The sequence below is a fragment of the Qaidamihabitans albus genome (genome assembly GCF_016464705.1).
Lineage (GTDB): Bacteria > Actinomycetota > Actinomycetes > Mycobacteriales > Pseudonocardiaceae > Qaidamihabitans > Qaidamihabitans albus.
Genome location: NZ_JAEHOB010000009.1, coordinates 72,965 through 96,922, shown reverse-complemented (window position 1 = coordinate 96,922; position 23,958 = coordinate 72,965). Strand labels below are relative to the sequence as shown.

At 72.2% G+C, this 23,958-nt stretch carries 26 protein-coding genes; 8 read left to right on the top strand and 18 right to left on the bottom strand.

Translation table 11 applies throughout. The features are described 5' to 3' along the window. Nucleotides 1-3 precede the first annotated feature (3 nt). The 4 genes from JAP66_RS18620 to JAP66_RS18605 are packed head-to-tail and all read right to left on the bottom strand — an operon-like array spanning nt 4 to nt 2,592. On the bottom strand, nt 4-747 hold the full coding sequence (locus JAP66_RS18620; protein ID WP_235999130.1) for a GvpL/GvpF family gas vesicle protein: 744 nt from the start codon (nt 745-747) through the stop codon (nt 4-6). Beyond that, nucleotides 747-1,151, bottom strand: a complete 405-nt coding sequence (gene gvpJ, locus JAP66_RS18615) for a gas vesicle protein GvpJ (RefSeq protein WP_199433059.1) — start codon at nt 1,149-1,151, stop codon at nt 747-749. The genes JAP66_RS18620 and gvpJ overlap by 1 nt, the downstream gene beginning before the upstream one ends. Further along, nucleotides 1,148-2,092 (bottom strand): SRPBCC family protein, encoded by a 945-nt coding sequence (locus tag JAP66_RS18610; RefSeq protein WP_372448986.1) that lies wholly within the window; start codon nt 2,090-2,092, stop codon nt 1,148-1,150. The genes gvpJ and JAP66_RS18610 overlap by 4 nt, the downstream gene beginning before the upstream one ends. Then, nucleotides 2,089-2,592 carry a hypothetical protein gene (locus JAP66_RS18605; protein WP_199433058.1) on the bottom strand — a complete coding sequence of 168 codons (504 nt, stop codon included), beginning with the start codon at nt 2,590-2,592 and terminating at the stop codon, nt 2,089-2,091. Before JAP66_RS18605 ends, JAP66_RS18610 begins: the two co-directional genes overlap by 4 nt. Nucleotides 2,593-2,838: 246 nt before the next feature. On the opposite strand from JAP66_RS18605, the gene JAP66_RS18600 reads away from it, so the two are divergent. After that, entirely contained in the window at nt 2,839-4,416 is a 1,578-nt protein-coding gene (locus JAP66_RS18600; protein ID WP_199433057.1) for a serine/threonine-protein kinase, read from the top strand. A gap of 130 nt (nt 4,417-4,546) precedes the next feature. After that, the gene (locus tag JAP66_RS18595) at nt 4,547-6,391 is read left to right on the top strand and encodes a VanW family protein (protein ID WP_210770348.1); all 1,845 of its coding nucleotides are present in this window, start codon (nt 4,547-4,549) and stop codon (nt 6,389-6,391) included. Nucleotides 6,392-6,401: 10 nt separating this feature from the next. On the opposite strand, the gene JAP66_RS18590 is transcribed toward JAP66_RS18595, so the two are convergent. Genes JAP66_RS18590 through JAP66_RS18555 form a run of 8 tightly spaced genes read right to left on the bottom strand, consistent with a single transcriptional unit; the run spans nt 6,402 to nt 14,362 of the window. Continuing rightward, a complete protein-coding gene (locus tag JAP66_RS18590) occupies nt 6,402-7,808 on the bottom strand; it encodes an NADH-quinone oxidoreductase subunit N (RefSeq protein WP_199433056.1) in 1,407 nt (468 codons plus the stop codon). Next, on the bottom strand, nt 7,805-9,289 hold the full coding sequence (locus JAP66_RS18585; protein WP_199433190.1) for a complex I subunit 4 family protein: 1,485 nt from the start codon (nt 9,287-9,289) through the stop codon (nt 7,805-7,807). Before JAP66_RS18585 ends, JAP66_RS18590 begins: the two co-directional genes overlap by 4 nt. Nucleotides 9,290-9,304: 15 nt before the next feature. After that, nucleotides 9,305-11,176, bottom strand: a complete 1,872-nt coding sequence (locus tag JAP66_RS18580; RefSeq protein ID WP_199433055.1) for a proton-conducting transporter transmembrane domain-containing protein — start codon at nt 11,174-11,176, stop codon at nt 9,305-9,307. Nucleotides 11,177-11,179: 3 nt separating this feature from the next. Further along, entirely contained in the window at nt 11,180-11,485 is a 306-nt protein-coding gene (gene nuoK / locus JAP66_RS18575; protein ID WP_199433054.1) for an NADH-quinone oxidoreductase subunit NuoK, read from the bottom strand. Continuing rightward, entirely contained in the window at nt 11,482-12,045 is a 564-nt protein-coding gene (locus JAP66_RS18570) for an NADH-quinone oxidoreductase subunit J (RefSeq protein ID WP_199433053.1), read from the bottom strand. Before JAP66_RS18570 ends, nuoK begins: the two co-directional genes overlap by 4 nt. 12 nt (nt 12,046-12,057) lie before the next feature. Then, nucleotides 12,058-12,981: a complex I subunit 1 family protein gene (locus tag JAP66_RS18565; protein ID WP_199433052.1), complete on the bottom strand. Its 924-nt coding sequence runs from the start codon at nt 12,979-12,981 to the stop codon at nt 12,058-12,060. Beyond that, a complete protein-coding gene (locus tag JAP66_RS18560) occupies nt 12,978-14,024 on the bottom strand; it encodes a hypothetical protein (protein WP_199433051.1) in 1,047 nt (348 codons plus the stop codon). The genes JAP66_RS18565 and JAP66_RS18560 overlap by 4 nt, the downstream gene beginning before the upstream one ends. Further along, nucleotides 14,015-14,362, bottom strand: coding sequence for an NADH-quinone oxidoreductase subunit A (locus tag JAP66_RS18555; RefSeq protein WP_199433050.1), 348 nt, complete (start codon nt 14,360-14,362; stop codon nt 14,015-14,017). The genes JAP66_RS18560 and JAP66_RS18555 overlap by 10 nt, the downstream gene beginning before the upstream one ends. Nucleotides 14,363-14,617: 255 nt before the next feature. Between JAP66_RS18555 and JAP66_RS18550 the strand changes: the two genes are divergently transcribed. The 3 genes from JAP66_RS18550 to JAP66_RS18540 are packed head-to-tail and all read left to right on the top strand — an operon-like array spanning nt 14,618 to nt 17,407. Next, nucleotides 14,618-14,899: a metal-sensitive transcriptional regulator gene (locus tag JAP66_RS18550; RefSeq protein WP_199433049.1), complete on the top strand. Its 282-nt coding sequence runs from the start codon at nt 14,618-14,620 to the stop codon at nt 14,897-14,899. A gap of 31 nt (nt 14,900-14,930) precedes the next feature. Beyond that, complete coding sequence (locus tag JAP66_RS18545; protein WP_199433048.1) at nt 14,931-15,137, top strand: heavy-metal-associated domain-containing protein; 207 nt, start codon at nt 14,931-14,933, stop codon at nt 15,135-15,137. Further along, the gene (locus tag JAP66_RS18540; RefSeq protein ID WP_199433047.1) at nt 15,134-17,407 is read left to right on the top strand and encodes a heavy metal translocating P-type ATPase; all 2,274 of its coding nucleotides are present in this window, start codon (nt 15,134-15,136) and stop codon (nt 17,405-17,407) included. The genes JAP66_RS18545 and JAP66_RS18540 overlap by 4 nt, the downstream gene beginning before the upstream one ends. Nucleotides 17,408-17,513: 106 nt before the next feature. Here JAP66_RS18540 and JAP66_RS18535 read toward each other — a convergent pair whose 3' ends face one another. The 3 genes from JAP66_RS18535 to JAP66_RS18525 are packed head-to-tail and all read right to left on the bottom strand — an operon-like array spanning nt 17,514 to nt 19,703. Then, nucleotides 17,514-17,867 (bottom strand): DUF8129 domain-containing protein, encoded by a 354-nt coding sequence (locus JAP66_RS18535; RefSeq protein WP_199433046.1) that lies wholly within the window; start codon nt 17,865-17,867, stop codon nt 17,514-17,516. A 26-nt stretch (nt 17,868-17,893) separates the two neighbouring features. After that, nucleotides 17,894-18,355: a hypothetical protein gene (locus JAP66_RS18530; RefSeq protein ID WP_199433045.1), complete on the bottom strand. Its 462-nt coding sequence runs from the start codon at nt 18,353-18,355 to the stop codon at nt 17,894-17,896. 43 nt (nt 18,356-18,398) lie between these two features. Continuing rightward, nucleotides 18,399-19,703, bottom strand: coding sequence for an erythromycin esterase family protein (locus JAP66_RS18525; RefSeq protein WP_199433044.1), 1,305 nt, complete (start codon nt 19,701-19,703; stop codon nt 18,399-18,401). Between the two features lie 100 nt (nt 19,704-19,803). Between JAP66_RS18525 and JAP66_RS18520 the strand changes: the two genes are divergently transcribed. Continuing rightward, on the top strand, nt 19,804-20,523 hold the full coding sequence (locus JAP66_RS18520; protein ID WP_307849614.1) for a DUF2267 domain-containing protein: 720 nt from the start codon (nt 19,804-19,806) through the stop codon (nt 20,521-20,523). Between the two features lie 13 nt (nt 20,524-20,536). On the opposite strand, the gene JAP66_RS18515 is transcribed toward JAP66_RS18520, so the two are convergent. The 3 genes from JAP66_RS18515 to JAP66_RS18505 are packed head-to-tail and all read right to left on the bottom strand — an operon-like array spanning nt 20,537 to nt 22,126. Continuing rightward, the gene (locus tag JAP66_RS18515) at nt 20,537-21,265 is read right to left on the bottom strand and encodes a metallophosphoesterase family protein (protein WP_199433043.1); all 729 of its coding nucleotides are present in this window, start codon (nt 21,263-21,265) and stop codon (nt 20,537-20,539) included. Further along, a complete protein-coding gene (locus tag JAP66_RS18510) occupies nt 21,262-21,528 on the bottom strand; it encodes a BON domain-containing protein (protein ID WP_199433042.1) in 267 nt (88 codons plus the stop codon). Before JAP66_RS18510 ends, JAP66_RS18515 begins: the two co-directional genes overlap by 4 nt. Continuing rightward, nucleotides 21,512-22,126 carry a nucleotidyltransferase family protein gene (locus JAP66_RS18505; RefSeq protein WP_199433041.1) on the bottom strand — a complete coding sequence of 205 codons (615 nt, stop codon included), beginning with the start codon at nt 22,124-22,126 and terminating at the stop codon, nt 21,512-21,514. Before JAP66_RS18505 ends, JAP66_RS18510 begins: the two co-directional genes overlap by 17 nt. A 107-nt stretch (nt 22,127-22,233) precedes the next feature. Here JAP66_RS18505 and JAP66_RS18500 point away from each other — a divergent pair, with 107 nt between their 5' ends. Both JAP66_RS18500 and JAP66_RS18495 read left to right on the top strand, forming a co-directional pair. Continuing rightward, complete coding sequence (locus JAP66_RS18500; RefSeq protein ID WP_199433040.1) at nt 22,234-22,425, top strand: DUF2795 domain-containing protein; 192 nt, start codon at nt 22,234-22,236, stop codon at nt 22,423-22,425. A 77-nt stretch (nt 22,426-22,502) separates the two neighbouring features. Continuing rightward, nucleotides 22,503-23,900 (top strand): aldehyde dehydrogenase family protein, encoded by a 1,398-nt coding sequence (locus JAP66_RS18495; protein ID WP_199433039.1) that lies wholly within the window; start codon nt 22,503-22,505, stop codon nt 23,898-23,900. The last annotated feature ends 58 nt before the right edge of the window (nt 23,901-23,958 follow it).

Genomic DNA, 23,958 nt, shown 5'->3' with positions numbered 1-23,958 from the left:
CCGTCACTCCTGCTGTTGGCCGAGCAGCCGCAGGTGCACGCGGCCCTCCCACTCACGGGCGAGCTCGCCGACGGAGTCCTCCAGCTGATCCTGCTTCGCCGTCTCGGCGAGGCACGCGACGTGGACCGCGTCCTCCTCGTGAGTGGGCTGGCGCACCGAGGTCGCGAAGCCGAGCGAGTCGAGTGCCCGCACGGTTCGCCGGGTGTCCGCTTCGCGTTTCGCGGCGATGGCGTTGTTGACGAGCTCGCCCAGCGCGATGCGCGCGTTGCGGGAGGCGTCCTCCGGCAGTTCGGCGATCTCGTCGCGCAGCCGCGCCGCCTCCTCGCTTTCGGACAGAATCTCGCGCAGTACCGCCTTCTCGTCGTACCGGCCCTTGACGATGTACTGCGCATGGCCCTCCAGCTCGCGGAGTGCGGCGAGGAACTCGTCGTGGTGGGCCGCGAGCAACTCGTCGGTCACCGCGTTCTCGTCGGCCAGCACGGCGCCGAACCGCAGGGGCAGGACCGGCGCCTCCCCGGCGGTGGCGTCGAGGATCTGGGCGTGCGCGGTGAGCTCCTCGGGCCGGCCCAGCGGCCGGTCGGCGACGATCTCACTCACCAGCGCCGCGACCTCCCCGTGCCGCACGGCCGTGATCGGGCTGGGCGGGTCACCCACGCCGCGCACCTCGGGGTCGGTCTCGACGTCGGCGGGCACGATCCCGTACACGTAGCTGGCGGTCTGCTGCGCGGTGTCGTCTCGCGTGGGCATCATTCGTCCCCCTTCTGCCTGCGGCCGCGGCCGGCCTGCTGCTGCTCGTTCTCGCCGAGGAACTCGTGCAGTTTGTCGCCCGCCGCCTCGATCGCTCCCTTCGTCCTGGACCTGGCGCCGCCCTGGTTCATGTCCTGCATGAGGTCCGGCAACCCCTTCTGCTCGTTGTCGGAGATGTCGAGCCGGTTCACGGCCTCGGCGAAGCGCAGGTAGGTGTCGACGCTGGCGACGACGATCCGCGCGTCGATCGTCAACAGCTCGATACCGACGAGCGACACCCGCACGTAGGCGTCGATCACGAGGCCCTTGTCCAGGATCGTGTCGATGACATCGGCCAGGCTGGACGAGGAGGGGCGGTCGAACCCGCCTCCTCCGCCGCCTGCGGGCTGCACGGCTGTGGTCATGAACGGCCTCCTCGGGTTGCCCGCGTCCGGGTTCCGGTCTTCGGTTCCCGGCGCCGGGTGCGGCGCCGCGGCCGCGCCGGCTCGGGCTCCCCGGGAGCCTCGGTCTCGTCCGGTTCTTGGTCTTCGCCGGTTTCTTCGGTGTCTTCCGTGTCTTCGGGACCGTCGACGACCTCTCCGTCCTGTATCTCGCCGCGCCAGCCCTCGACCTCGTCGGGATGCAGGACGGAATGGGTCATCACGTGCCGCTGGAAGTGCTTCAGTTCCAGGCGCGCCCGGCGACCCTGGGCGCGCCAGAGGTTGCCGGTGCGCTCGAAGAGGCCCTGCGGGTGGTACTCGAGCACGAGGACGACGCGGGTCAGCTGTGGTGCGAGCTCGTGGAACGTCACCGCGCCGTCGACATGGCCCTTGTCGCCCCTGGACCGCCAGACGATGCGCTCACCGGGAACCTGGTCCAGGATCGTGGCCTCCCAGCTGCGATGGGACCAGAAGACCTGGGCCTTCCACACGAGCTTCTCGTCCGATACCTGCTCGACGTTCTCGACCTTCTTCATGAAGCTCGGAAAGTCGGTGAACCGGGTCCACTGGTCGTAGGTGACGTCCACCGGCGCGCCCACGTCGATCGCCTCGACGATGTTGGTGACCCTCAGCTTGCCACCCTTGCCGCCACCACCAGCACCGACGGCTTCCCTGAGCTTGCCGCCGATGCGGGAAAGGCCCGCTCCGGTCACGGCGGAGAGCAGGCCACCGCCGTCACCGCCGCCGCTCGCGTAGTCGTTGAGCCGCCCGGCGGTCGCCTCGACCTTGCCCGTCACCGTCGACGCCGCTCGCCCGGCCATCGTCGTGACGAGCTGCTGTACCGCGTCCTTGAGCTGGTCCGCCGAGTCGGTGCCGGTCGCCTTCCGGGCCTTGCCGGAAACCTGTTCGGTCGCCACCTGGCTCACCTCCGCGTGCGCCGCACGGGCGCGCGGCCGGTGGAAGTACCGGCCCGCGGGGATCGCCGCTGCCGCGCGGGACGCTGCTCGGATTCGTCACCGCTGTCGGATTCGCCCACTGTTCCGGAGATTTCCGCTTCGTCGTCCGCGGAGCCTTGCGTCCGGTCCATAGTAGACTCGACGGGTTCGGCCGGTTCGTCGCTTCCGGTCGCCGTGCGGCCGCCACTCTGGATGCGCTCGTTCAGCGACTCGATCCGGCCGCTCGCGGCCGTGGCGGCCGCGGACTTCGCGGCGCCGAGTAGTTCTCCGCGTACCGTCTCGGTGAGCCGGCCCAGTTCCGGCGATGCGGTGAGCCGCTTGGCGCCTCGTTGCACCAGTTCGCCCGGGGACACGCCGAGTCTTCCGGTCGCTCCCGCCCCGGCCATCATCAGTGCCAGCCGCATCTTGCGGGTACGACCGAGTAGATAGCCTGCCCCGACCCCCATGGCTACCTGAGCCCCACGTTTCATGGTCAGCCTCCCTTGGTGAATTGTCCTGAATGAACTTGTTGTGAATTCGTAATGCATTAGGTCTTGCGAACTCGACCGAATTACCACCGCCGAGTGAACGTAAAACGCGGGATTCGGAACCCTTCCCGCGAATTGCTCCAAGTGGCCCAGTCGCGTTCAGGCGAAACGCCAGGCATCGCGCGCTGCGAGCCGGATCTCCGGTGGGGAACGAACGCTCTACCCTGTCGGAGTGACAGGGAGACACCGGTGAGCGACGACGAGGGACGCCTGGTCGCCGGGCGTTACCGCCTTCAGGGCCGCATCGGCAGCGGCGCGATGGGCGTGGTGTGGCGGGCGGTGGACGAGCGCCTGGACCGGGTGGTGGCGGTCAAGCAGGTACTGCTGCCGCCGGGGTTGAGCGAGGCCGAGGCCGAGAGTGCGCGGCAGCGGGCGTTCCGTGAGGGAAGGATCGCCGCGCGCCTGCAGCATCCCAACGCCATCGCGGTCTACAACGTGGCCGAGGACAGTGGCAGGCCCGTGCTCGTCATGGAGTACCTGCCCTCGCAGAGCCTGGCCGCGGTGCTGGACGAGCGCGGCATCCTGCCCCCGGCGGAGGTGGCCCGGATCGGCGGCCAGACCGCATCCGCACTGGCCGCGGCCCACGCCGCGGGCGTCATCCACCGCGACATCAAGCCGGGCAACATCCTGCTCGGCCACGACGGCGCCGTGAAGATCACCGACTTCGGCATCTCCCGTGCCGCCGGTGATATCACGGTGACCAAGACGGGTCTGCTCGCCGGGACACCGGCCTTCCTCTCGCCCGAGTCCGCCCGGGGCGAGGAACCCGGCCCGGCATCGGACGTCTTCTCCCTCGGGGCCACGCTGTACGCGGCGGTGGAGGGGCGGCCGCCGTTCGGCGGTGGCGGTAACGAGATCGCCCTGCTGCACACGGTGGCGACCGGGCGCGTGGAACCACCGCGGCAGGCCGGTCCGCTCACCGGCCCGTTGCAGCAGATGCTGCAACCCGAGGCCGGAGGCCGGCCGACAATGCCCCAGGTCGCCGATCTGCTGAACGCGGTCGCGGGCGGCAGGTCGCCCGTCGGCGTGGAACCACCGACGATGCCCGCGTCGAGGCCGGCGTCGACGCGGCTCGACATGCACGCCGCCGCACCGGCCGCACCGAGGGCGGCTCCGGCGGCCGCCGCGGCGGCCGCACCCGCAGGACGATCCGGCAGGCGGGTCGCCTACTACGCGCTGGCACTGCTCGCCGCCGCGGCGGTGGGCGTCCTCGTGGCGGAGTTCCTCGTCAGCGCCGGCCAGCGAAGTGCCGCGGACGATGCGCCGCCGAGCTCGTCGGCGCCACCAGCTCCCGGCACCTCGTCCAGCCCGGCCACGCCGACGACGCCCACCGCCGAGCCGGTGAGCGACGAGGACCTGCGCGATGCGGTCACCGAGTACTACGCGCTGCTGCCCGAGCGGACCGGCCAGGCGTGGGACCGGCTCGGCCCGGGGCTGCGGGAGCAGGGCGAGAAGGAGTACGAGCGGTTCTGGGGCGACGTCAAGAAGGTCAAGGTGATCGCCGGGCCACGGGTGGCCGGGAAGGACCTCGTCGAAGTCCGGCTCGAGTTCGACATGGCGGGCACCGGCAAGTTCCGCGAGACGCACCGGCTCGGCATGCTCACCCGCGACGGCGCGCCGCTGATCGACTCCGACGAGCTGGTCTCCTCCGTCCGGCTCGACGACGAGAACGACGAGAACAGCGACAACGGCGACAACGGCGACAACGACAAGAAGGACGACAAGAAGGACGACAAGGACCAGAAGGACGAGGACGACGACAACTGAGCGGTCCCGGTGGGGTGTCCCGGTGGGGTGGCACGGCGCCGCCCGGCCCTGGGTGGCATAGTTCGAACGCCCACCCCGGCCAGGCTGGCCGCGTGCTCGGGCGATCCGTCATTGACCACTCGGGGGAGCCTTGTCCGCGGAGAACTCGATCGAGCCCCGGCCGGGTAGCGAGGACACCGTTGAGGAGTCCGCTGCCGATCCGGTGGCACCGCCTGCCCCGGCGCGGGTCCGTCCCAGGCTGCACAGGGCCGCTGCCGTCGCGGGTGCGGTGGCCGGCGTCCTCACGCTGGTGTACGTGCTGGACCTGCTCCTGACCAGCGGCGACGTGGCGAGAGGCAACACGGTGGCCGGCGTCGATGTCGGCGGGATGAGCCGCGAGGATGCCGAGCGGCGACTGCGGGCGGTGGTCCGGCCCCGGCTCGGCCGTCCCGTCGAGCTGACGGCGGCGGGCACCACCCACTCGCTGGACCCGGCTGCGGCCGGGCTCAAACTGGACTGGGCGGCGACCCTCGACAGAGCCGCCGAGCAGCCACTGAACCCGTTCGCCCGGATCGCGTCCTTCTTCACCACCGAGGAGATCGGCGTCGTGTCCAGGGCCGCCGACGACGGCCTCGGCGCGGAGCTGGAACGGCTGCGCGCCGAGGTGGACCGGGAACCGGCCGAGGGAACCGTCCGCTTCGAGGGCCTGGAGCCGGTTCCGGTGGACCCCGTGCCGGGCAGACGGCTCGACGTGGCCGCGGCCACCGACCGTGTCCTGCGGCACTGGGCCGCGGGCGAGCCGGTGCGACTGCCGGTGGCGACCCTGCCGGTGCGCACGACCCCCGGCGCCGTGCGCACCGTGCTCGACCAGGTGGCCAGGCCCGCCGTGGCGGCGCCGGTGCACGTTCGTGGTGACGGCGCCGACGCCGTGCTGAGCCCCCGGACCATCGCCGCGGCGCTCACCTTCGTGCCCGGCGCGGACGGCACGCTGGTGCCGGAGCCCGACCACGACAAGATCGCCGAAGCCGTCGGCCCGGCGCTGGCGCCGACCGAGCGCGCGGGCAAGGACGCCGGGTTCTCGTTCAAGGGCGGCGAGGTGCGGGTGCTGCCGTCCGCTCCCGGCCGTGCCGTCGACTGGGACGCGACGCTGGCCGGGTTGCCTGCCGTGCTCCGGCAGCAGGGGCAGCGCGAGATCACCGCGCGGTACGCGGCGCGGCCCGCCACGCTCACCACCGAGCAGGCGCACGCCCTCGGTATCAGGGAAGTGATCGGCGAGTTCACCACGAGCGGGTTCGCGGCCGACTCGGGCGTCAACATCAGCGTGGTCGCCGAGGAGGTCGACGGGGCGGTCGTCCGCCCTGGCGAGACGTTCAGCCTGAACGGGCACACCGGCCCCCGGGGCACGGAGCAGGGCTACATCGGCGCCGGTGTCATCAAGGAGGGCGCGCCGGCCAGGGCCGTCGGCGGTGGCATCTCCCAGTTCGCCACCACGCTCTACAACGCGGCGTACTTCGCCGGTATGCGCGACACCGAGCACAAGGAACACAGCTACTACATCAGCCGCTACCCGGAGGCCCGGGAGGCGACGGTGTTCCAGAACCCGGACGGCTCCAGCGTCATCGACCTGAAGTTCACTAACGACGCCCCGACCGGTGTGGTCATCCAGACGGTCTGGACCCCCTCGGACATCACCGTGCGGCTGTGGGGCACCAAGCGCTACGACGTCGAGTCGGTCACGGGCGGCCGCTACGCCTACACGTCCCCGCCCACCCGGCAGGGACCCGAGGGCTACTGCGTCCCCAGCAGCGGCGCGGGTGGGTTCAGCACGAGCGACACCCGCATCATCCGCGAGGTTTCCACCGGTGAGGAGGTCCGCCGCGAGACCCGCACGGTGGTCTACAACCCGCAGCCCCGCATCGTCTGTGAACCGCCACCGGAGCCCGAGTCCGGGGCGGACTCGGAATCCGAACAGGACGCCGAGCCGGAGTCCGGGTAGGACACACCGGTCAGCCCGGCAGCGGGCCGCCGTCCAGAACGGTGAGGACCGGGCCGGCCAGCACACCGATCAGGATCGTGGCCGGGGCGGCGGTGAGCGCACCGGCCGCGGCCCACCGTCCGGGCCGCTCGCCCGCCCAAGGCCCGGATCGCAGTGCGGGCACGATCCAGCGCAGGTAGTAGAACACGCTCGCCACCGTGTTGGCGACGGCGAGCACCACCAGCCAGCCGAAGCCCGCGTCCAGCGCCGCGGTGAAGACCGTGAGCTTGCCCGCGAAGACGGCCGTCGGTGGCGTGCCCACCAGTCCGAGCAGGACGATCACCAGGCTGAGCGCCAGCCAGGGATGGCGGCGCCGCAGGCCCGTGTAGTCGCCAAGGGTGCGGGCGGCGGGGAACGCGCAGACCACGGCGAACGCGCCGAGGTTGGTGACGGCGTAGGCGCCGAGGTAGAGCAGCAGGCTGGGTAACGCCAGACCGCTGCCGGTGGCGGCCGCGACCGCCATCAGCACGTAGCCGACCTGTCCGATCGTCGAATAGGCCAGCAGGCGGCGGACGTTGTCCTGGAAGAACGCCGCCAGGTTGCCGAGCGTCATCGTCGCCGCCGCGATGATCGCGACCAGCAGGGGCCAGGCGAGCGTGGTCGGCGCGAGCACGGCCGTGCCGATCCGATAGAGGGCCACCACGGCACCGATCTTCGGGATCGTGGTGACGAGCGCGGCGACCGGAGGCCGTGCGCCCTCGGTGACGTCGGGTACCCAGAAGTGTGCGGGCACGGCACCGGCCTTGAACAGCAGCCCCGCGAACAGCGCGATGACGCCGACCGCCACGGCCGCGCCAGGCGCACCGGGCAGCCCCTCGCGCAGCGCCGGGTACGCCGTGGCGCCACCGGTTCCGAACAGCAGCAGCGCTCCGAACAGCATCGTCACGCCGAGCAGGGCACCGAGCAGGTAGTACTTCAGCGCCGCCTCCGTGCCGGGCGCGTCCTTGCCGAACGCGGTCAGCGCATAGAGCGGAACGCTGGCCAGCAGGTACGCCGCGACGAGCAGCAACAGATCGTTCGCGCCGGAGAGCAGCACCGCGCCGAGCGCACCGAGCAGCACCAGCACCACGAACTCGCTCTCCCTGCGGTGGCCGTGGATGTCCGTGCCCGCCAGGCACAGCACCAGCAGCACTGACACGAGCACCACCACGCGGGTCGCGCCGAGCGGCACGTCCACCGAGTACGCGCCCTCGAACGCCGTGCTCGTCCGGTGCCAGCCGGCCACGGTCGCGGCCAGTGCCGCCGCGCACACCAGCGCCGCCAGCGCGCGGACCGCCCACTGCCGCCGCCTGGGCAGGAAGGAACCGAGCAGCAACCCGAACACCGCGCCGCCGGTGAGGAGGAGCTCAGGCAGCACGAGGAGCAGGCTCGTGATCATAGTGCTCCCGCGGCCGGCTCGATCACGTCCAGCAGGAAGCGCGGGAACAGCCCGATCGCGACGGCGAGCAGCATCAGCGGGCCGATCGCGGCCGTCTCCGTGACCGTGAGGTCACCGACGACCTGCCTGCTCGGCGGTCCGAGGAAGAGCCGCTGATACGCGCGCAGGAACAGCGCCGCGGTGATGAGCACGCCGAGCAAGGCGATCGCCGTGGCGACCGGGGCGCCACGCAGCGAACCGGTGAAGATCTGGAACTCGGCGATGAACCCGGAGAAGCCGGGCAGGCCGAGCGAGGCGAACGCGGCGAGCCCGGTGATCCCGGCGAAGACGGGCAACTGCCGGGCCAGCCCGCCGTAGGAACCCATGTCGTAGGTACCGCCGCGCTGGTAGAGGACACCGGCGAGGAGGAAAAGCGCGCCGGTGATCAGGCCGTGGCTCACCATCTGGGTCACCGCGCCGGTGATCGCCAGCTGACGCGCCTGCGCGTCCGACTGGCCCACCAGGGCGGCAGCCCCGACCGCGAGCACGATGTAGCCCATGTGGTTCACCGACGTGTAGGCGATCATCCGCTTGAAGTCGCGTTGTGCCAGCGCCACCAGCGCGCCGTAGAGCACGCTCAGCACGCCGACGATCACGATGACCGGCGCGTAGTCGCGCCACGTGCCCGGCAGCACCGGCAGCACGATCCGCACGAAGCCGTAGGTGCCCATCTTCAGCAGCACCCCGGCCAGGATGGCCGATCCGGCCGCGGGCGCCTCCACGTGTGCGGGCGGCAGCCAGGTGTGCACCGGCACCGTCGGCGTCTTGATCGCCAGCCCGAGCACCAATGCCAGCAGGATCAGCCCGGCCACTGCACCCTTGCCCGCCGCGGGGTCCTGCCGGACCAGCTCGACGATGTCGAACGTGTGCGGCGAGGAGGCCAGGTAGAGGCCGATGAAGCCGAGCAGCAGAACGAGCGAGCCGAGGAACGTGTAGAGGAAGAACTTCAGCGCCGCCCGCGCCGCGCCGCGGTGCCCCCAGCCGGCGATCACGAAGTACATGCCCACGATGGACAGGTCGAAGAACACGAAGAACAGCAGCAGGTCCAGCGCGACGAACACGCCGAGGCACACCGTCTCCAGGAACAGGAAGAGCGTCGCGAAGCCGCGGACCCGCTCCGTCTGCCTCAGCGAGTAGATCGCGCAGGCGAGGAACAGCACTGCCGTCAGCGCGACCAGTGGCAGGCTCAGCCCGTCGACTCCTACGTGGTAGCCCGCGCGCACGCTCGGGATCCAGCGCTGGTTCTCCTCGTAGGCGAATCCGGACGTGCCGGGGGAGCCGGGGGAGCCGGGGGAGTAGGCCACCCACATGCCCACGAGGAGGGCGACCTCGGTCGCGCTGGTGCCGATCCAGGTCCAGCGCACGACCGGGTCGCTGACCCGGGGCACCGCCAGCAGCACGACCGCCACCACGACGGGCAGGAACACCACGAGGCTGAGCACGCTCACCCCTCTCTCTCACAGGACGGCCAACAGCAGCGCGAGCACCGCGAGGACGACCACGGCCTGGGCGTAGTACTGGTGGAGCTGGCCCGTCTGCGGGCGGCGGGCCAGCCGGCCCAGCGCGCGGCCGCCACGCGCCACGCCCCGCACGCCCGCATCGACCACCGGCTCGATCCGGACATCGGTGAGCCGGGCCACCGCCGTACCCGCCCCCGCGGCCGCGTGGACACCTCCGTCGACGACCCGGTCGTCGAAGCGCGCCAGTAGCCCGGCGAGGACGTCGGCGGGTGTGACGAGCACCCTGCGGGCGAGCCGTTCCAAACCGAGCCAGTCGCCGAGCACACCGGACTCGCCGACGTCGCCGCGCCGGTGGACCACCGCCGCCGCGGCGCCGGTGGCGAACAAGGCGACCGCCGCCGACACGGCCATCTCGGCCCAGGTCGGCGCCGGCTCGCCGGGATGTCCGACCGCGTCGGCGAACGCCGACCACACCGGGGGCACGGCGAAGGCGCCGAGCAGCACCGCCGGCGCGGCGAGCAGGGGTAGCGGGGCCGTCCGCCACCGGCCGGCCCGCCCAGGTCCGTCTGCGTCCACAGTGGAATCGGCGTCCACAGTGGAGTCGGTCGAGTCGGTCGAGTCGGCGGGCGACCAGACCAGCATCAGCGCGCGGCCCGCGTACCCGGCGCTCAGCGCGCTCGCGGCCAGCCCGAGCAAGTAGAGCGGCACGGACGAGTGCAGCGCCGCCGTCAGGACGGCGTCCTTGGCGGCCCAGATGGACAGCGGCGGCACCCCGGCGAGCGTGACCGCACCGATTGCGAACAGGACACCGACCATCGGCTTGCGCCGTGCGGCGCCGCGCAGGCCGGACAGGCTCTGCCTGCCCAGCACGGCCAGCCACACGCCGGCGGAGAGGAACAGCAGGGTCTTGGTCACCGCGTGCGCCGTCAGCTGCGCGGCACCCCCGGCCACGCCGCCCGCTCCGGCGGCGAGCACCATGAAACCCACCTGTGCGCAGGTGGAGGCCGCCAGCAACTGCTTGAGATCGCGCTGCACGACGGCGACGGCGCCCAGCGCGAGCGCGGTCAGCACACCGACCCACAGCACGAGCCCCGCCGCCCATGCGGTCGTCTCGAGCAACGGCCGCAGCCGCAGCAGCAGGTAGGCCCCCGCCGCGACCATGGTCGCCGAGTGCAGCAGCGCCGACACCGCGGTGGGACCCGCCATCGCGCGGGAGAGCCAGAAGCTGAACGGCAGCTGTGCCGACTTGCCGAATGCCGCGAGCAGGACACCCGCGGCCGCCGCGTCGCGCCAGCCGTCCGGCAGCGTGGCCAGCCCGTCCAGCGCGAGCGCACCGGCACCGCCCGCCATCGCCGCGGCGGCCGCGAGGTAAAGGCCGAGGTCGGCGCCCCTGGTGGTGAGGAAGGCGATCGTGCCGGAGCGGGCCCGCTCCGGCTCGTGCCACCAGAACCCGATCAGCCCGTACGAGGTCGCGCCCATGACCTCCCACGCCATCAGCAGCGCCACCATGCTCGTGGCGGTGACCGTCACCAGCATCGCTGCGGCGAAGAGCAACATGAGGCCGAAGAACCGGGCGCGGGGCTCACCCGGGCCCACCTCACCGACGGCGAACACGAGCACGGCGAGCAGCACCACCGCGACGAGCACGATCAGCACGGCCGAAAGGCCGTCCACCCTAAGGCCGAACGGCACCCCGGCGAGGAACGGGGCCGAGACCTCGGGCCTGCGCACGGCGGCGCCGACCGCGAGCGCCAGCGTGAGCGCGGCGGCCGGCAGTGCGGTGCCGGGAGCCCACCGGTCCGCGCGCCTGCCGGAGGCGAGCAGCGCGGCGCCTGCGATGAGCGGGATCACGACTAGGGTCCAGAGCATCGGTCAGTCCCGCAGATCCGCGGCCATGTCGGTCATGTCCACATCCCGCGCGCGGAACACCGCCGTGGTGACGGCAAACCCCATGGCCATCTCGATCGCCATCGCGGTCACGGCGAGCACGACGACGACCTGGCCGTCCGGCCTGTCCGGCGAGGTGAAGTACCAGAACGCGGCGCCGCCGACGATCACGGCGTTGATCATCAGCTCCAGGCCCATCATGATCATCACGATCGACTGCTGGGACAGCGCGCCGTAGAGCCCGACGCTGAACAGGGCGGCCGCGAGCAACAGGTAGTCCTGCAGGGTCATCGGCCGACACCTCCCCGCACGGGGTCGTCGGGACGGTCGCGTTCCAGCCGGTCGCCGTAGCGGTCGTAGCGACCCCGGTTGGTGGCGAGCACGACCGTGGCGACGATCGTGGCGAAGAGTGCGAGGCCGAGCACGATCATCACCAGCATCTTCGGGCCCATCAGAGCCTCACCGAGAGCCTTCGTCGGGTCGCCGGGGCGCGGCGCCCGCGAGGTGGGCCAGTCGACGAGATAGATGCCCGCGGTGAGCAGCGCGAACGTGCCTGCGGCGATCGCGAGCGAGCCCCTCTGGTTGTGCAGCATGCTCATCGGCATCAGGCCGGCGGGATTCATCATGTACATCACCATGAAGACGACCATGATGACCATCTCCATGATCATCATGAGGATGACCAGCACACCGAGGTAGGTCAGCTCGACCAGCAGCACCGTGCCCGCGCCGAAGAGGAAGGACGCGAGCAGGGCGAAGGTGGCCCTTGCCATCGAGTCCACCCGGAACACCGCTATGCCGGTGCCAACGGCACCCGCCGCGCAAAGCCAGAAAACGATCTCCTGCCACATGCGACCACAGCCCTAGATAACCACGATGGACACGAAAAGAGCCTGGAGCAGCGTCGCCGGGATGAGCACGAGCCAGGCGAGCTCGGCGAAGCGATCCATCCGGACCGTCGGCAGCCGGTGTCCCGCCCACACCAGCGCCGCGAGGACCGCCGCCGTCTTCAGCACCGACCACAGCCACGCGGGCAGCAGCGGTCCCGCGCCGCCGCCGAGGAACAGCGCGACGGCCATGCCCGCGCCCGAGACCAGCAGCAGCCAGCGCCCGGCGAGGAACACCAGCCGGTCCACACCGGACAGCTCGGCGAGCACGCCCCCCGCGGTGTCCCGGCTCACCGGGTGATCGAACGGCCGGCGGAACGCCATCGCGAGCACGGTCGCCAGGAAGACCAGGAAGGCCACGGGCATCCACACGGCGAACCATAGCCCGTCCTGCGCGGACACCACGTCCGCGACCCGCAGTGAACCGGCACCGATCGCCGGGGCGGTGAGCGCGAACATGTGCGGCAGCTCGTAGGAAAGCCCCTGTGCGATGAACCGGTAGCCGCCCACCAGCCCGAACGCCGAGTTTGCGCCCCAGCCCGCCAGCCACACCGCGGCCCAAGCCACGATCTCCATCGCGTTGAACCACACGATGCCGACCGAGAGGTCGCCCACGGCCCACCGGCCGAGCGGGGTCACGAGGGACGCGAGGACGCCGGCGGCGGCCAGCGTGATCCCCGCACCACGCCACAGCGGCGCGTCGGCGGCCAGCGTGCGGCGCCGTTGCTGGAGGAGCAGCCCGCCCGCGGCCCGCAACGGCGCCCCGGCGGCCGCACGCGGAGCGGGTGCACCGGCAGCCCTGGCCGTGAGCGCCGAGTCGAAGACGGCGGCGGCCACCGCGAAGGCCGCGAGAACGGGGGGCAGCAGTAGTGCGCCCCACCAGGGAGTCAGCTCGATCACGGGCGCACCTCGCGGCCGGTCAGAGCCTCGATGTCCGGATCGAGGCTCGCGACGAGCAGCCGGGCGGCGGCGAGCTCACTCCCGGCCAGCAGCCGCGGCAGCGTCTCGATCGTCCACTGCGCATCGCCGGACTCATCGCCGGACCGGCCGGGCAGCGCACCGTCCTCGTCCAGGTCGGCGAGTGCCTCCTCTGCGGCGGTGGCGAAACGCCGCAGCCTGGCGAGTACGTCACCGGCCAGGTGCGGGGGAGGGGCGAGGTCGTCGTCGACCGGACCGAGGCCGGAAAGCAGCCACCGCAACGGCCACGAGCGGCGGACCCCGGCCGACCACCGGCGCAGCGGCCCGGTGAGCTCCGCGGCGGGCCGGCCGAGCAGGACGTCGTCGCGCAACCGCCGCGCGGTGATCGCCGCGCGGCCCGCTCCGGCGAGCGTGAGCAGGCTCGCGCACGTATCGAGGTGCCGCGCGGCGAGCCCGCGGCGGGGCGTGCCGCCGCCGTACGGCCACCACGGGGTGCCGCCGGACACCTGGCCGAGCCCGAGCAGTTCGACGCGGGCATCCTGGATCACGTCACCCTGGACGGTCGTGTGCAGTACGAGGCCGGCGGGCCATTCGGGCAGCACCGGGCCCAGCGGCACGGTGAGCTGGTCCAGCATGAGCCCGTCGCGGTCCTCGCCGCGCCCGGCCATCTCGGGTTCCGGTCCGGGGTGGACGGTCTCGGTGGCCTGGCGGCGCTGGCGGAAGGTGTCGCGCAGGGTCGCCTCCGCCGCGTCGAGCTGTCCTTCCGCGTGCTCCGCGCGGGCGATCGCGGCCCGTGCCCGGGGAGCCGGCATCGACTGCCACACGCGTTCCACCGCCGCTTCGAGCGCGCCGTCCGTGGCTCCGGCGACGACGAGGAGGTTGGCCTCGGCCGGACTCGCCGCGGAATACCAGCCCCGGGTACGGCAGGTGCGTTCGGCCGCGAGCCGCGACGCGGTGCCGCCCGGCACGGGCACCACGAGCGGGCGCACCGGAAGCCGTCGCGACAGCCATCCCCTCAGGTCCACCGCAGCGCCCCCTCACGCCAGGCGTAGACCACCCCGGCCATCAGGATGGCCAGGAAGACGAACATCTCCACGACCGCGCTCGTACCCTTCTCGGCCACGACCAGCGCCCAGGGGTACATGAACACCATCTCCATGTCGAAGGCGAGGAAGATCATCGTGAGCGCATACCAGCGGACGTGGAAGCGGGACAGTGCGTGCTCGGCCGGGTCGTGCCCGGAGAGGAACGGGCGCATGCCCACACCGGTACTGCCGAGCCGGACGAGGTGCGCCACGCCGTAGAGGCCGCCGGTCACGCCGAGCACTAGTGCCAGCGCGATCAGTGCGTTGGCGAAGGTCACGTCGGTCTGCACCTCCCCGGATCGGAGCCAGTGTCGACTACCCCAACCGCACCGGCGGTATGCATCGTCCCCGCCGGCTGGGAGTGCGCGGGACGAAAGGCCAGCGCAAGATACCCCGCCCTCGTATCGGTGGCGCGTTGACTTGCCTTACCCCCCTAGGGTATAAACGAGGCTGTCGCCGACCCTCGGCTACCGCCGCCGGATATACGGGTAAGGGGTAAACTTGGGTGTCGGCGCGAACAAGGAGATGGCGAGATGCGGGGATACACCGGAGACAAAGAGGCATACCTCAAGCGGCTGCGGCGCATCGAGGGGCAGATCCGCGGGCTGCAGCGGATGGTCGAGAGCGACGAGTACTGCATCGACGTTCTCACCCAGATCTCGGCGGCCACCAAGGCACTGCAGTCGGTGTCGATCGGGCTGCTCGACGAGCACCTCAAGCACTGTGTCGCCGAGGCGATCGCCGAGGGCGGCGACGCTGCCGAGGAGAAGGTCCGCGAGGCCAGCGACGCGATCGCCCGGCTCGTCCGCTCCTGAGGACCATTCGACGAACGGAAAGGGCTGCACCATGACCGAGACGACCTACACCGTCACCGGCATGACCTGCGAGCACTGTGCTCGCTCGGTGACCGAGGAGGTAGGCGCGATCCAGGGGGTGACCGACGTCGCGGTGGACCTGCCGACCGGTGCGGTGACCGTGACCAGCGCGGGCGAGGTCGACGTCGCGGACCTGCGTGCCGCGGTCGAAGAGGCCGGATACGAGCTGCGGCCATGACCGCGCAGGTGGGGACGGGGCCCGCGGGCACCGAGGTCGAACTGGCGATCAGCGGGATGACCTGCGCCTCCTGCGCTGCGCGAATCGAGCGCAAGCTCAACAAGCTGGACGGTGTCACGGCGACGGTGAACTACGCCACCGAGAAGGCCAGCGTCACCTACGGTGCCGGCGTCGAGCCGGAGCAGCTGGTGGCGCAGGTGGAGGCGGCGGGCTACGCGGCCACGTTGCCCGGCCCCGGCCGGGCGGAGCCCGCCGAGAACTCTGAGGAGCCGGAGGACCAGTCGATCCGGGCACTGCGGCAGCGGCTCATCGGCTCGGCCGTGCTGTCGGTGCCGGTGATCCTGCTGGCCATGGTGCCCGCGCTGCAGTTCACCTACTGGCAGTGGATCTCGCTGACGCTGGCCGCGCCGGTGGTGGTGTGGGCGGGCTGGCCCTTCCACAAGGCCGCCTGGACGAACCTGAGGCACGGCGCGGCCACGATGGACACGCTCATCTCGATGGGCACCCTCGCGGCGTTCCTCTGGTCGCTGTACGCGCTGCTGTTCGGTGGTGCAGGCATACCGGGGACGACACACCCGTTCGAGCTGACCATCGAGCGGATGAGCGGGGACGCCAGCATCTACCTCGAGGTCGCGGCCGGGGTGACGACGTTCATCCTCACCGGCCGCTATTTCGAGGCGCGCTCCAAGCGCAGGGCCGGCGCCGCGCTGCGGGCGCTGCTCGAGCTCGGCGCGAAGGAGGTCGCCGTCCTGCGGGACGGGCGCGAGGAGCGCATCCCGACCGACCGGCTCGCGGTGGGAGACCGCTTCGTCGTCCGGCCGGGGGAGAAGATCGCCACCGACGGCGTGGTCGACGAGGGCAGCTCCGCGGTCGACGCCAGCATGCTCACCGGTGAGTCGGTGCCGGTCGAGGTGCGGCCGGGCGACACCGTGGTGGGCGCGACGGTCAACGCGGGCGGGCGGCTGATCGTGCGGGCGAGCAGGGTCGGCTCGGACACGCAGCTGGCGCAGATGGCGAAGCTGGTCGAGCAGGCCCAGACCGGCAAGGCCGCCGTGCAGCGCCTCGCCGACCGGATCTCGGCGGTGTTCGTGCCGATCGTCATCGTGCTCGCGCTCGGCACGCTCGTGACGTGGCTGGCCGTCGGCGGTTCGGCCGCGGCCGCGTTCACCGCCGCGGTGGCGGTGCTCATCATCGCCTGCCCGTGCGCACTGGGGCTGGCGACACCGACCGCGCTGCTGGTGGGCACCGGCCGGGGTGCGCAGCTCGGCATCCTCATCAAGGGCCCGGAGGTGCTGGAGTCGACGCGGCGGGTGGACACCGTCGTGCTCGACAAGACCGGCACGGTCACCACCGGCCGGATGGCGCTCACCGACGTGCACGTGGCCGAAGGCACCGACACCGGGGAGGCATTGCGCCTGGCGGGCGCGCTGGAGAACGCCTCCGAGCACCCGATCGCCAGGGCGATCGCCCGTGGCGCGGCCGAGCGGGCCGGTGAGCTGGGCACGGTCGAGGAGTTCGCCAACGTCGAAGGGCTCGGCGTGCGGGGCGTCGTCGACGGCCGGGCGGTGCTCGTGGGCAGGCCGGCGCTGCTGCGGCAGTGGAGCCAGGAGCTGCCCGCCGACCTGGCCGAGGCCGCCGACGCGGCGCAGCGTCAGGGGCGGACCGCGGTCGCCGTCGCCTGGGACGGGAGGGCCAGGGCGGTACTGGTCGTGGCCGACACCGTCAAGCCGACCTCCCGGGAGGCCGTCGGCAGGCTGCGCGAGCTCGGGTTGACCCCGGTGCTGCTCACCGGCGACAACGAGGCCGTCGCCAGGTCGGTGGCCGCCGAGGTGGGGATCGACGCCGGAGACGGAATGGGCACCGTGATCGCGGAGGTGCTGCCCAAGGACAAGGTGGACGTCGTGAAGCGCCTGCAGTCCGAGGGCAAGGTCGTCGCGATGGTCGGCGACGGCATCAACGACGCCGCGGCGCTCGCGCAGGCCGACCTCGGCCTGGCCATGGGCACCGGTGCGGACGTCGCCATCGAGGCCGGGGACCTGACCCTGGTCCGCGGTGACCTCCGCGCGGCGGTCGACGCGATCCGGCTGTCGCGGCAGACCCTGCGCACGATCAAGGGCAACCTGTTCTGGGCCTTCGCCTACAACGTGGCCGCCCTGCCGCTGGCCGCGGCCGGCCTGCTCAACCCGATGATCGCCGGTGCCGCGATGGCGTTCAGCTCCGTGTTCGTGGTGAGCAACAGCCTCCGCCTGCGCCGGTTCCGCGCGTACTGACCCCGTGTCCGCGGTCGGTGCACCAGCGTCCGCGGTTCCCGCACGCGTGTCCGCGTTCTGTGCGCACAGAACGCGGACACGCGCGCATGGGGCCGCGGACACGGCGTCACTGGCGGTCGCCCTTCGGCTTGCCGGGCTGGCCTGCGACCCCCTTCGGGGGCGGGTGGATCGGTTCCGCGCTGCTCGCGGGCGACACCGGGGAGCCGTGCCGGGTCGGCGCGGACTGCTCCGGCCGGGTTTCCTGGTCGCCGCCGGGGGAGGGCTCCGCGCCCTGCTCCAACTGTTCGAGCCGGGTCTCCAACGTGGTGGTCACCGGCGCGCGGTCACCGTGCGCCCGCTCGTAGTCGAGCAGTTGCCGCACCTCCCCGGCGGTGAGCGACCGGATCCGGTCGCGCAGTGACCCGACCGGGAGATGGTCGTAGTCGGCGAGGGGAAGTTCCTCACGGGCCGGTTCGGTCATCAGTTGCCTCCTAGTCTTCTCCGCACTCAGTGCGCCGGTGGACCGCTCCCGCCGGCATCGACCTCCGCGATGGCGGAGGTCACCGACTCGGCCACCTCGGGTTCCGCCAGCGACCGCGGTCGCGCGCCGCGGGTGACGACCCGGACCTGCACGCCGTCGATCTCCCGCTCGTCATCACCGTCGGCCGGGTCGACCAGCAGCAGCGAGCGCACCGGCCCCGGATGCCGGCCCAGCGCTTGCCGCACGGCCTCGGGTACGGCGCCGCCGGTGACCACGTCGATCGGCCTGCCGAGGGCATCGGGATCGGTCAGCAACCGCTCGGCCTCCGCCAGTGCGTGGGGCGCGGCAAGACGGCACCACACGACCTGGCGTTCGACGGTCATTCGCCGCCAGGTCCGGGGCAGCTCGCGCTGCTCGACCTCACCCGGATCGAGCACCAGCACCGCGGGCCCGCCGGGGTCGCCCTCCCGGATGACGGTCGTTGCCATGGCCGCTCCTTTCCGCCCACTGCCGCCGAACCCGCCCGTGCCATCACTGCCCGAACGGGTAGGTCTCCGGTTCGCCCGTCTCCGGTTCCCAGGGATGCAGCGGATCGAGCGCCTCGGTGCGGTCACAGTGGACGAACACGTCGTAGCGGTCGGCGAGGACCGTGGGGACGTAGCTGCCGCGCCGGTGCGCGGAGGGGTCATACACCACCCCGATCGCCCGATGCCCGCGTACCGAGCTCGCCCAGCCGGGTGCGTCGTCGCCGTCGAGCATGAACAGGCTGTCGCGCTCCGGCGCCGCCTCGTGCAACAGCGCCTCCGTGGTCCCGGGACTCGCCTCCGGCAGCGGCATCCGGCGCACGGGGCCGCCCCAGAACCCGGAGGCGACGACGCTGCCGGAGTACGTGCCGAAACCGATCGCCACCACATCGTCCGCGCCGTGGCGTTGCCGGGCGAGCTGGCCGACGTTGTGCATCCCGACCGAGGCCATGTCGGTCGCCCGCGCGTCACCGATATGGGTGTTGTGCGCCCAGACCACCGCCTTCGCGCCGGGGCCGTAGGCACGGACCAGCCGGTCGAGGGTGTCGGTCATGTGCTCGTCGCGGACGTTCCACGACCGGGCGCCGCCGCGCACCATCTCGCGGTAGTAGCGTTCGGCGCCGGCCACGATCTCCGCGTTCTGCTCGGCGACGAACGCCGGATCGAGTCCCTCGGTCGCCGAGCCGGCGTGCTTGCTCCGCAGCTGCGCCAGCAGCCGCACCACCTCGTCCTCGCACGTTCGCGGAACGAGGGCGGCGGTGGACCGGGCGTAGGAGCCGGGATCCTCGCCGTGCGGCTCGAAGCAGCGGTAAGCCTCCACCGCGGCCGCGACCTTGTCCGGCTCGTGCTCGCGCAGGTAGTCGATGATGCCGCGCAGCGAGTCCCACAGGCTGTACACGTCCAGGCCGTGGAACCCGGCGGGTGGCCGGTCCGGGTTCGCGGCGTTGAATCCGCGCAGCCACTCGGCGAAGTCGGCGACGTCCTCGTTCGCCCACATCCAGGTGGGCCACCGCCGGAAGCCCCACAGCACCTGCCGCGGGTCGTTGGGCGCCCCGGGAGCCCCGCTCACACAGCAGTGCACCTGGTGGCAGTCCGGCCAGTCGCCCTCGACCCCGACGAACGAGAATCCACGCTCGGCGATCAGCCGCTTCGTGAGCTCGGCACGCCAGCGGTAGAACTCGGCGGTGCCGTGCGAGGCCTCCCCGATGAGGACGTACCGCGCCGCCCCGATCCGCGCGAGTACCGGATCGAGGTCCTGCGGGCTGCGCAAGGGCAGCGCATCCTGCCGTGCCTGCGCGACTTCGTTCTGCATCGCTTCGGAGCTTTCCCGCCGCCGCCTGCCGCGAAACCGGCGAATAGCGGGGCGCGCGGACGGGTAGTCCGCGGCCATCGGCAGGAAGGAGGGGAAACCCGTGATCAAGCATCAGGATCTCGTCGACTCGGTTCGCGAGTACGCCGAGCTGGACAGCACGGAGCAGGCGCGCGGCGCCACGGCGGCCGTGCTGAGCACGATCGGGCATTGCCTGCGGCCGGAGGACCGGCGGCGGCTCGCCGAGGACCTGCCCGGTACGGTGGAGGAGGCCGCCCGGGTTCCCGGCCAGCTCGAGGCGCGCGACGCCGACGAGCTGCTCGTCGAGGTTGCCCACCGGCTGGACACCACGCCGGAGCGGGCCCGCTACCTTGCCAAGGCGGTGTTCGCGGGCGTGCGGGACAACGACCCCGATCTCGTCGACTTCCTGCGCTCGCGCATGGCCTCCGACCTGCTGGACGTGCTGGCCGCCGACGGTGATCCACCCCACCGGGCGGAGAGCGTGCGGCCGGGGGAGCCGACCGAACTGTCCGATGAGGACGTCGAACGAGCGTTGCGTGGCCTCACCGGATGGAGCGGTGACCACACGGGCATCTCCCGCACCGTCCGGTTGCCGGACGACCGGGTGAGCCCGCTGATCGACCGGGTGCAGCGGGAGGCGCGCGAGATGAACGACCACGCGCACACCGAACGTTTCGAGGACGGTGTCACCTTCACGCTGCGCACGGATCGGCGGGGCGCGGTCACCGAGCCGGACATCCGGCTGGCCGAGCGGATCGACGCGGCCGTGCAGGACATCGGTTCCGGCGGCAGGCCCGGCTGAGGCGCGGTGCCGGTCAGTCCTCGCCGGTGCCGGCTTCCAGGCCGTAGACGGTGAACGCCGAGCGGATCACCGGCTGTGCGACGTTGCGCACCCGGACCCCGCCCGGTGTCACACCGCGCTCGGAGCCCATGTGCGCGTGCCCGTGCAGCGCCAGGTCGGTGCCCGTCGCGTCGACCGCCTCGCCGAGCTGGTAGGCGCCGAGGAACGGGTAGATCTCGGGCGGTTCACCGTGCAGTGTCTGGGGCACCGGCGCGTAGTGCATCAGCGCGACCCGGGTGTCGCAGCTCAGCGAGTCCAGTGCCGAGCGCAGCTTGTCGGCGATCTCGATGGTGTGGCCGACGAACGCCTTCATCTCCGGCTCGCCGAAGTTGCTGCCGCACTTGCCGGCGAAGCCGCCGCCGAAGCCCTTCACCCCGGCGACCCCGAGCCGCAGCCCGCCGACAGGCAGCACGACACCGTCGCCCTCCAGCACCTGGATGCCCGCGTCGGTGAGGATCTGGGTGAGCGCGGACACCTCGTCGCAGTGGTAGTCGTGGTTGCCGAGCACCGCGAGTACGGGGACGCCGAGGTCGCGGAACTCCGCGGCGACGACGCGCGCCTCCTCCTCCGTGCCGTGCCGCGTCAGGTCACCGGCCAGGAGCAGGACGTCGGCGTGCTGGGGGAGCCGTTCGAGTGCGGGCCGGAGCCGGCCGTGCGCGTCCTCGCCGAGATGAACGTCGCCGACCGCCGCGATCCTGATCATTCGATCACCTCCGGCTCGCCCGGCTCGCCCGCCTCCACGACCCGGACGTCGTTGTGCACCCGGGTGCCGGGTTCCTTCTCGTGCAGCACGTGGTCGAGTTCCTCCTTGCGCTGCCGCGACGGCACGGACCCGGACAGGTACACGTGCTCGCCGCGGACGGTGACCTGCACGCCGAGCTCGGCGGTGCGTGTGTCCTCGGCGAGCGCGCGGCGCAACCTGGCCGCGCGGTACTGGGGCGCTTCGGTGTCATCCGGGCCGGGCATCGGTCGGTCCTCCCTTGGGAACGGTCCGCAGGGTGCCGGCGAGCTCCTGCGCCTGCACGACGCCGAGATCCGCGATCAGCGTGAGAAAGGCCCTGGCGTAAGGGGATCCGGCTGTCTCGCGGGCGACCTCGTTCCAGTCGACCTGCTCGCGCAGCGCCCGCGCGACCGGCAGCAGCGGCGTGAGGTCGCAGCGGTGCGGCCCGAGGACGAGCAGCTTGTCGACGACCAGGTCGGTGGCGGGCACGACCGGCGCCCAGGCCGGGCCGACCCGCTGCATGCGGGCGCGGTCGAGCATCTCGGCGGTCACCGGCCGCTGGTTGGGCCGGAAGATCAGGTCGACGAGGCAGTCGCCGTCGTAGGCCTTGGTCAGCCAGTCCTCCGGTGGGTCCACGGCGCGCATGCCCTCGGCGACGAGGGCCTGGCGCGCCGGATGCGCGTCCCGTTCGGTGACGAGGACGTCCACGTCGTGCTCCGTGGCCGGACCGCCGTGCGCGTACACCGCACAGCCTCCGGCGAGCGCGAACGGGATGTCGTTCGCCCGCAGGATGCTCGTCACCTTCGTGACCGTCCGGAGCAACTGCTGTTGATCCACCTCCACAGCGCGCGGGTACCCACCGCCGCCATTTCCGAATCGGGCCGCCGCCCGCGGTTTCCGGGGCGCGGGCCGGGGTATGCGCTGCGCAGACGCCAGGAGAGGAGAGGACCGTGTCCCAGCCGAACCCGATCAAGATGCAGAAGTACCTCGCCGGGGTGGACTACCCGTGTGACCGGGACAGCCTGGTCGCGCACGCGAAGGACAAGGGTGCCGACGAGGAGGTGCTCGAGCACCTGCGCAACCTGCCGGACCGCACCTACGACGGGCCCAACGCGGTGAGCAAGGAGTACTCCCGGAGCTGAACGGCGCCGAGCAGGACCGGCGAGCGCGACGTTTACTCCGGTCGGCGGCGGACCACCCTGCCCGCAGGAGGTACGCCATGACTGATCTCGCCGTTGAACTCGACCTGCCCGCCGCCGGCGTGGACGAGCCGCACAGCATCCGGATCGACAACCCGGCCGACGGGCGGCTCGTCGGCCGGGTGGCGATGGCGACTCGCGAGGAGGTGACCGACACCCTCGCGAGGGCGCGCGAGGCGCGGTACACGTGGGCACGGACCCCGGCGGCGGACCGAGGGGCGGCCTTGCGCGCGGCCGCGGCCGCGCTGCGTGAGCGGGCCGACGACCTCGCCTCGGTGAACCAGGCGGAGACCGGCAAGCCGCTCGACGAGGCCAAGGGAGGCGTGCTCGCCGGTGCGGGCACCCTGGAGCAGTACGCGGAGCTGGGGCCGGTGCATCGCGGGCGGAGCCTGCTCGGCGACGTGTCGGCCACCGACCTGATGGTGCCCGAGCCGCATGGCGTGGTGGCGGCGCTGACCCCGTGGAACGATCCGGTCGCGGTGGCCTGCGGCCTGCTCGGCGCGGCACTGGCGGTCGGCAACACGGTGGTCTACAAGCCCAGTGAGCGGTGCCCGCACACCGGCCTGATGCTGGGTGAGCTGCTGATCCCGCACTTCCCGGACGGCGTGCTGAGCAGCGTCGCAGGGGACGGTCAGGTCGGCTCGTGGCTCGCCGGGAGCCCGGAGGTGGACCTCATCGCGCACGTCGGCAGCACCGCGACAGGCCGTTCGATCGCCGAGGGGGCCGCGCGCACCGGCGCGAAGGTACTGCTGGAGAACGGCGGCAACGACCCCCTGCTCGTGGACGCGGACGTGGACCCGGTGTGGGCGGCGAAGCAGGCCGCGACCGGAGCGTTCGCCAACAGCGGGCAGATCTGCGTCGCGGTCGAACGGATCTACGTGCACGACGCCATCGCCGATGCCTTCGTCGACGCGCTCACCGCGGAGGCCGACCGGATCGGGCTCACGCCGCTGGTGGACGTCCCGCACCGGGACGGCGTGCACGAGCAGGTCACCGCCGCGGTCGCTGACGGCGCCCGGCTGCGCGCCGGTGGTGTCGTACCGGGCGGGCCCGGCTCGTACTACCCGGCCACCGTGCTCGCCGGCTGCTCGCCGGACATGCGGGTCATGAGCGAGGAGACGTTCGGCCCGGTCGCCCCCGTGCGCGCCGTCAGCGACTTCGAGCAGGGGCTGAACGAGGCCTGCGCCGGCCGCTACGGTCTCGCGGCGACGGTGCTGACCACGTCGATGGAACACGCGCAGCGGGCGTGGCGCTCGCTGCCCGTGGGCACGGTGAAGGTCAACGCCGTGTTCGGCGGCGCCCCGGGCGGCGCGGCGGAGCCCCGGCGCGCGAGCGGGCAGGGCTTCGGCTACGGCCCGGAACTGCTCGACGAGATGACGGCGACGAAGGTCGTCCACATCGAACCGGCCCCCGGCTGAGCACGCCCTCGTGAGTGCGCACGCGAGTTAGAACTCGCGTGCGCACTCACGAGGCGGG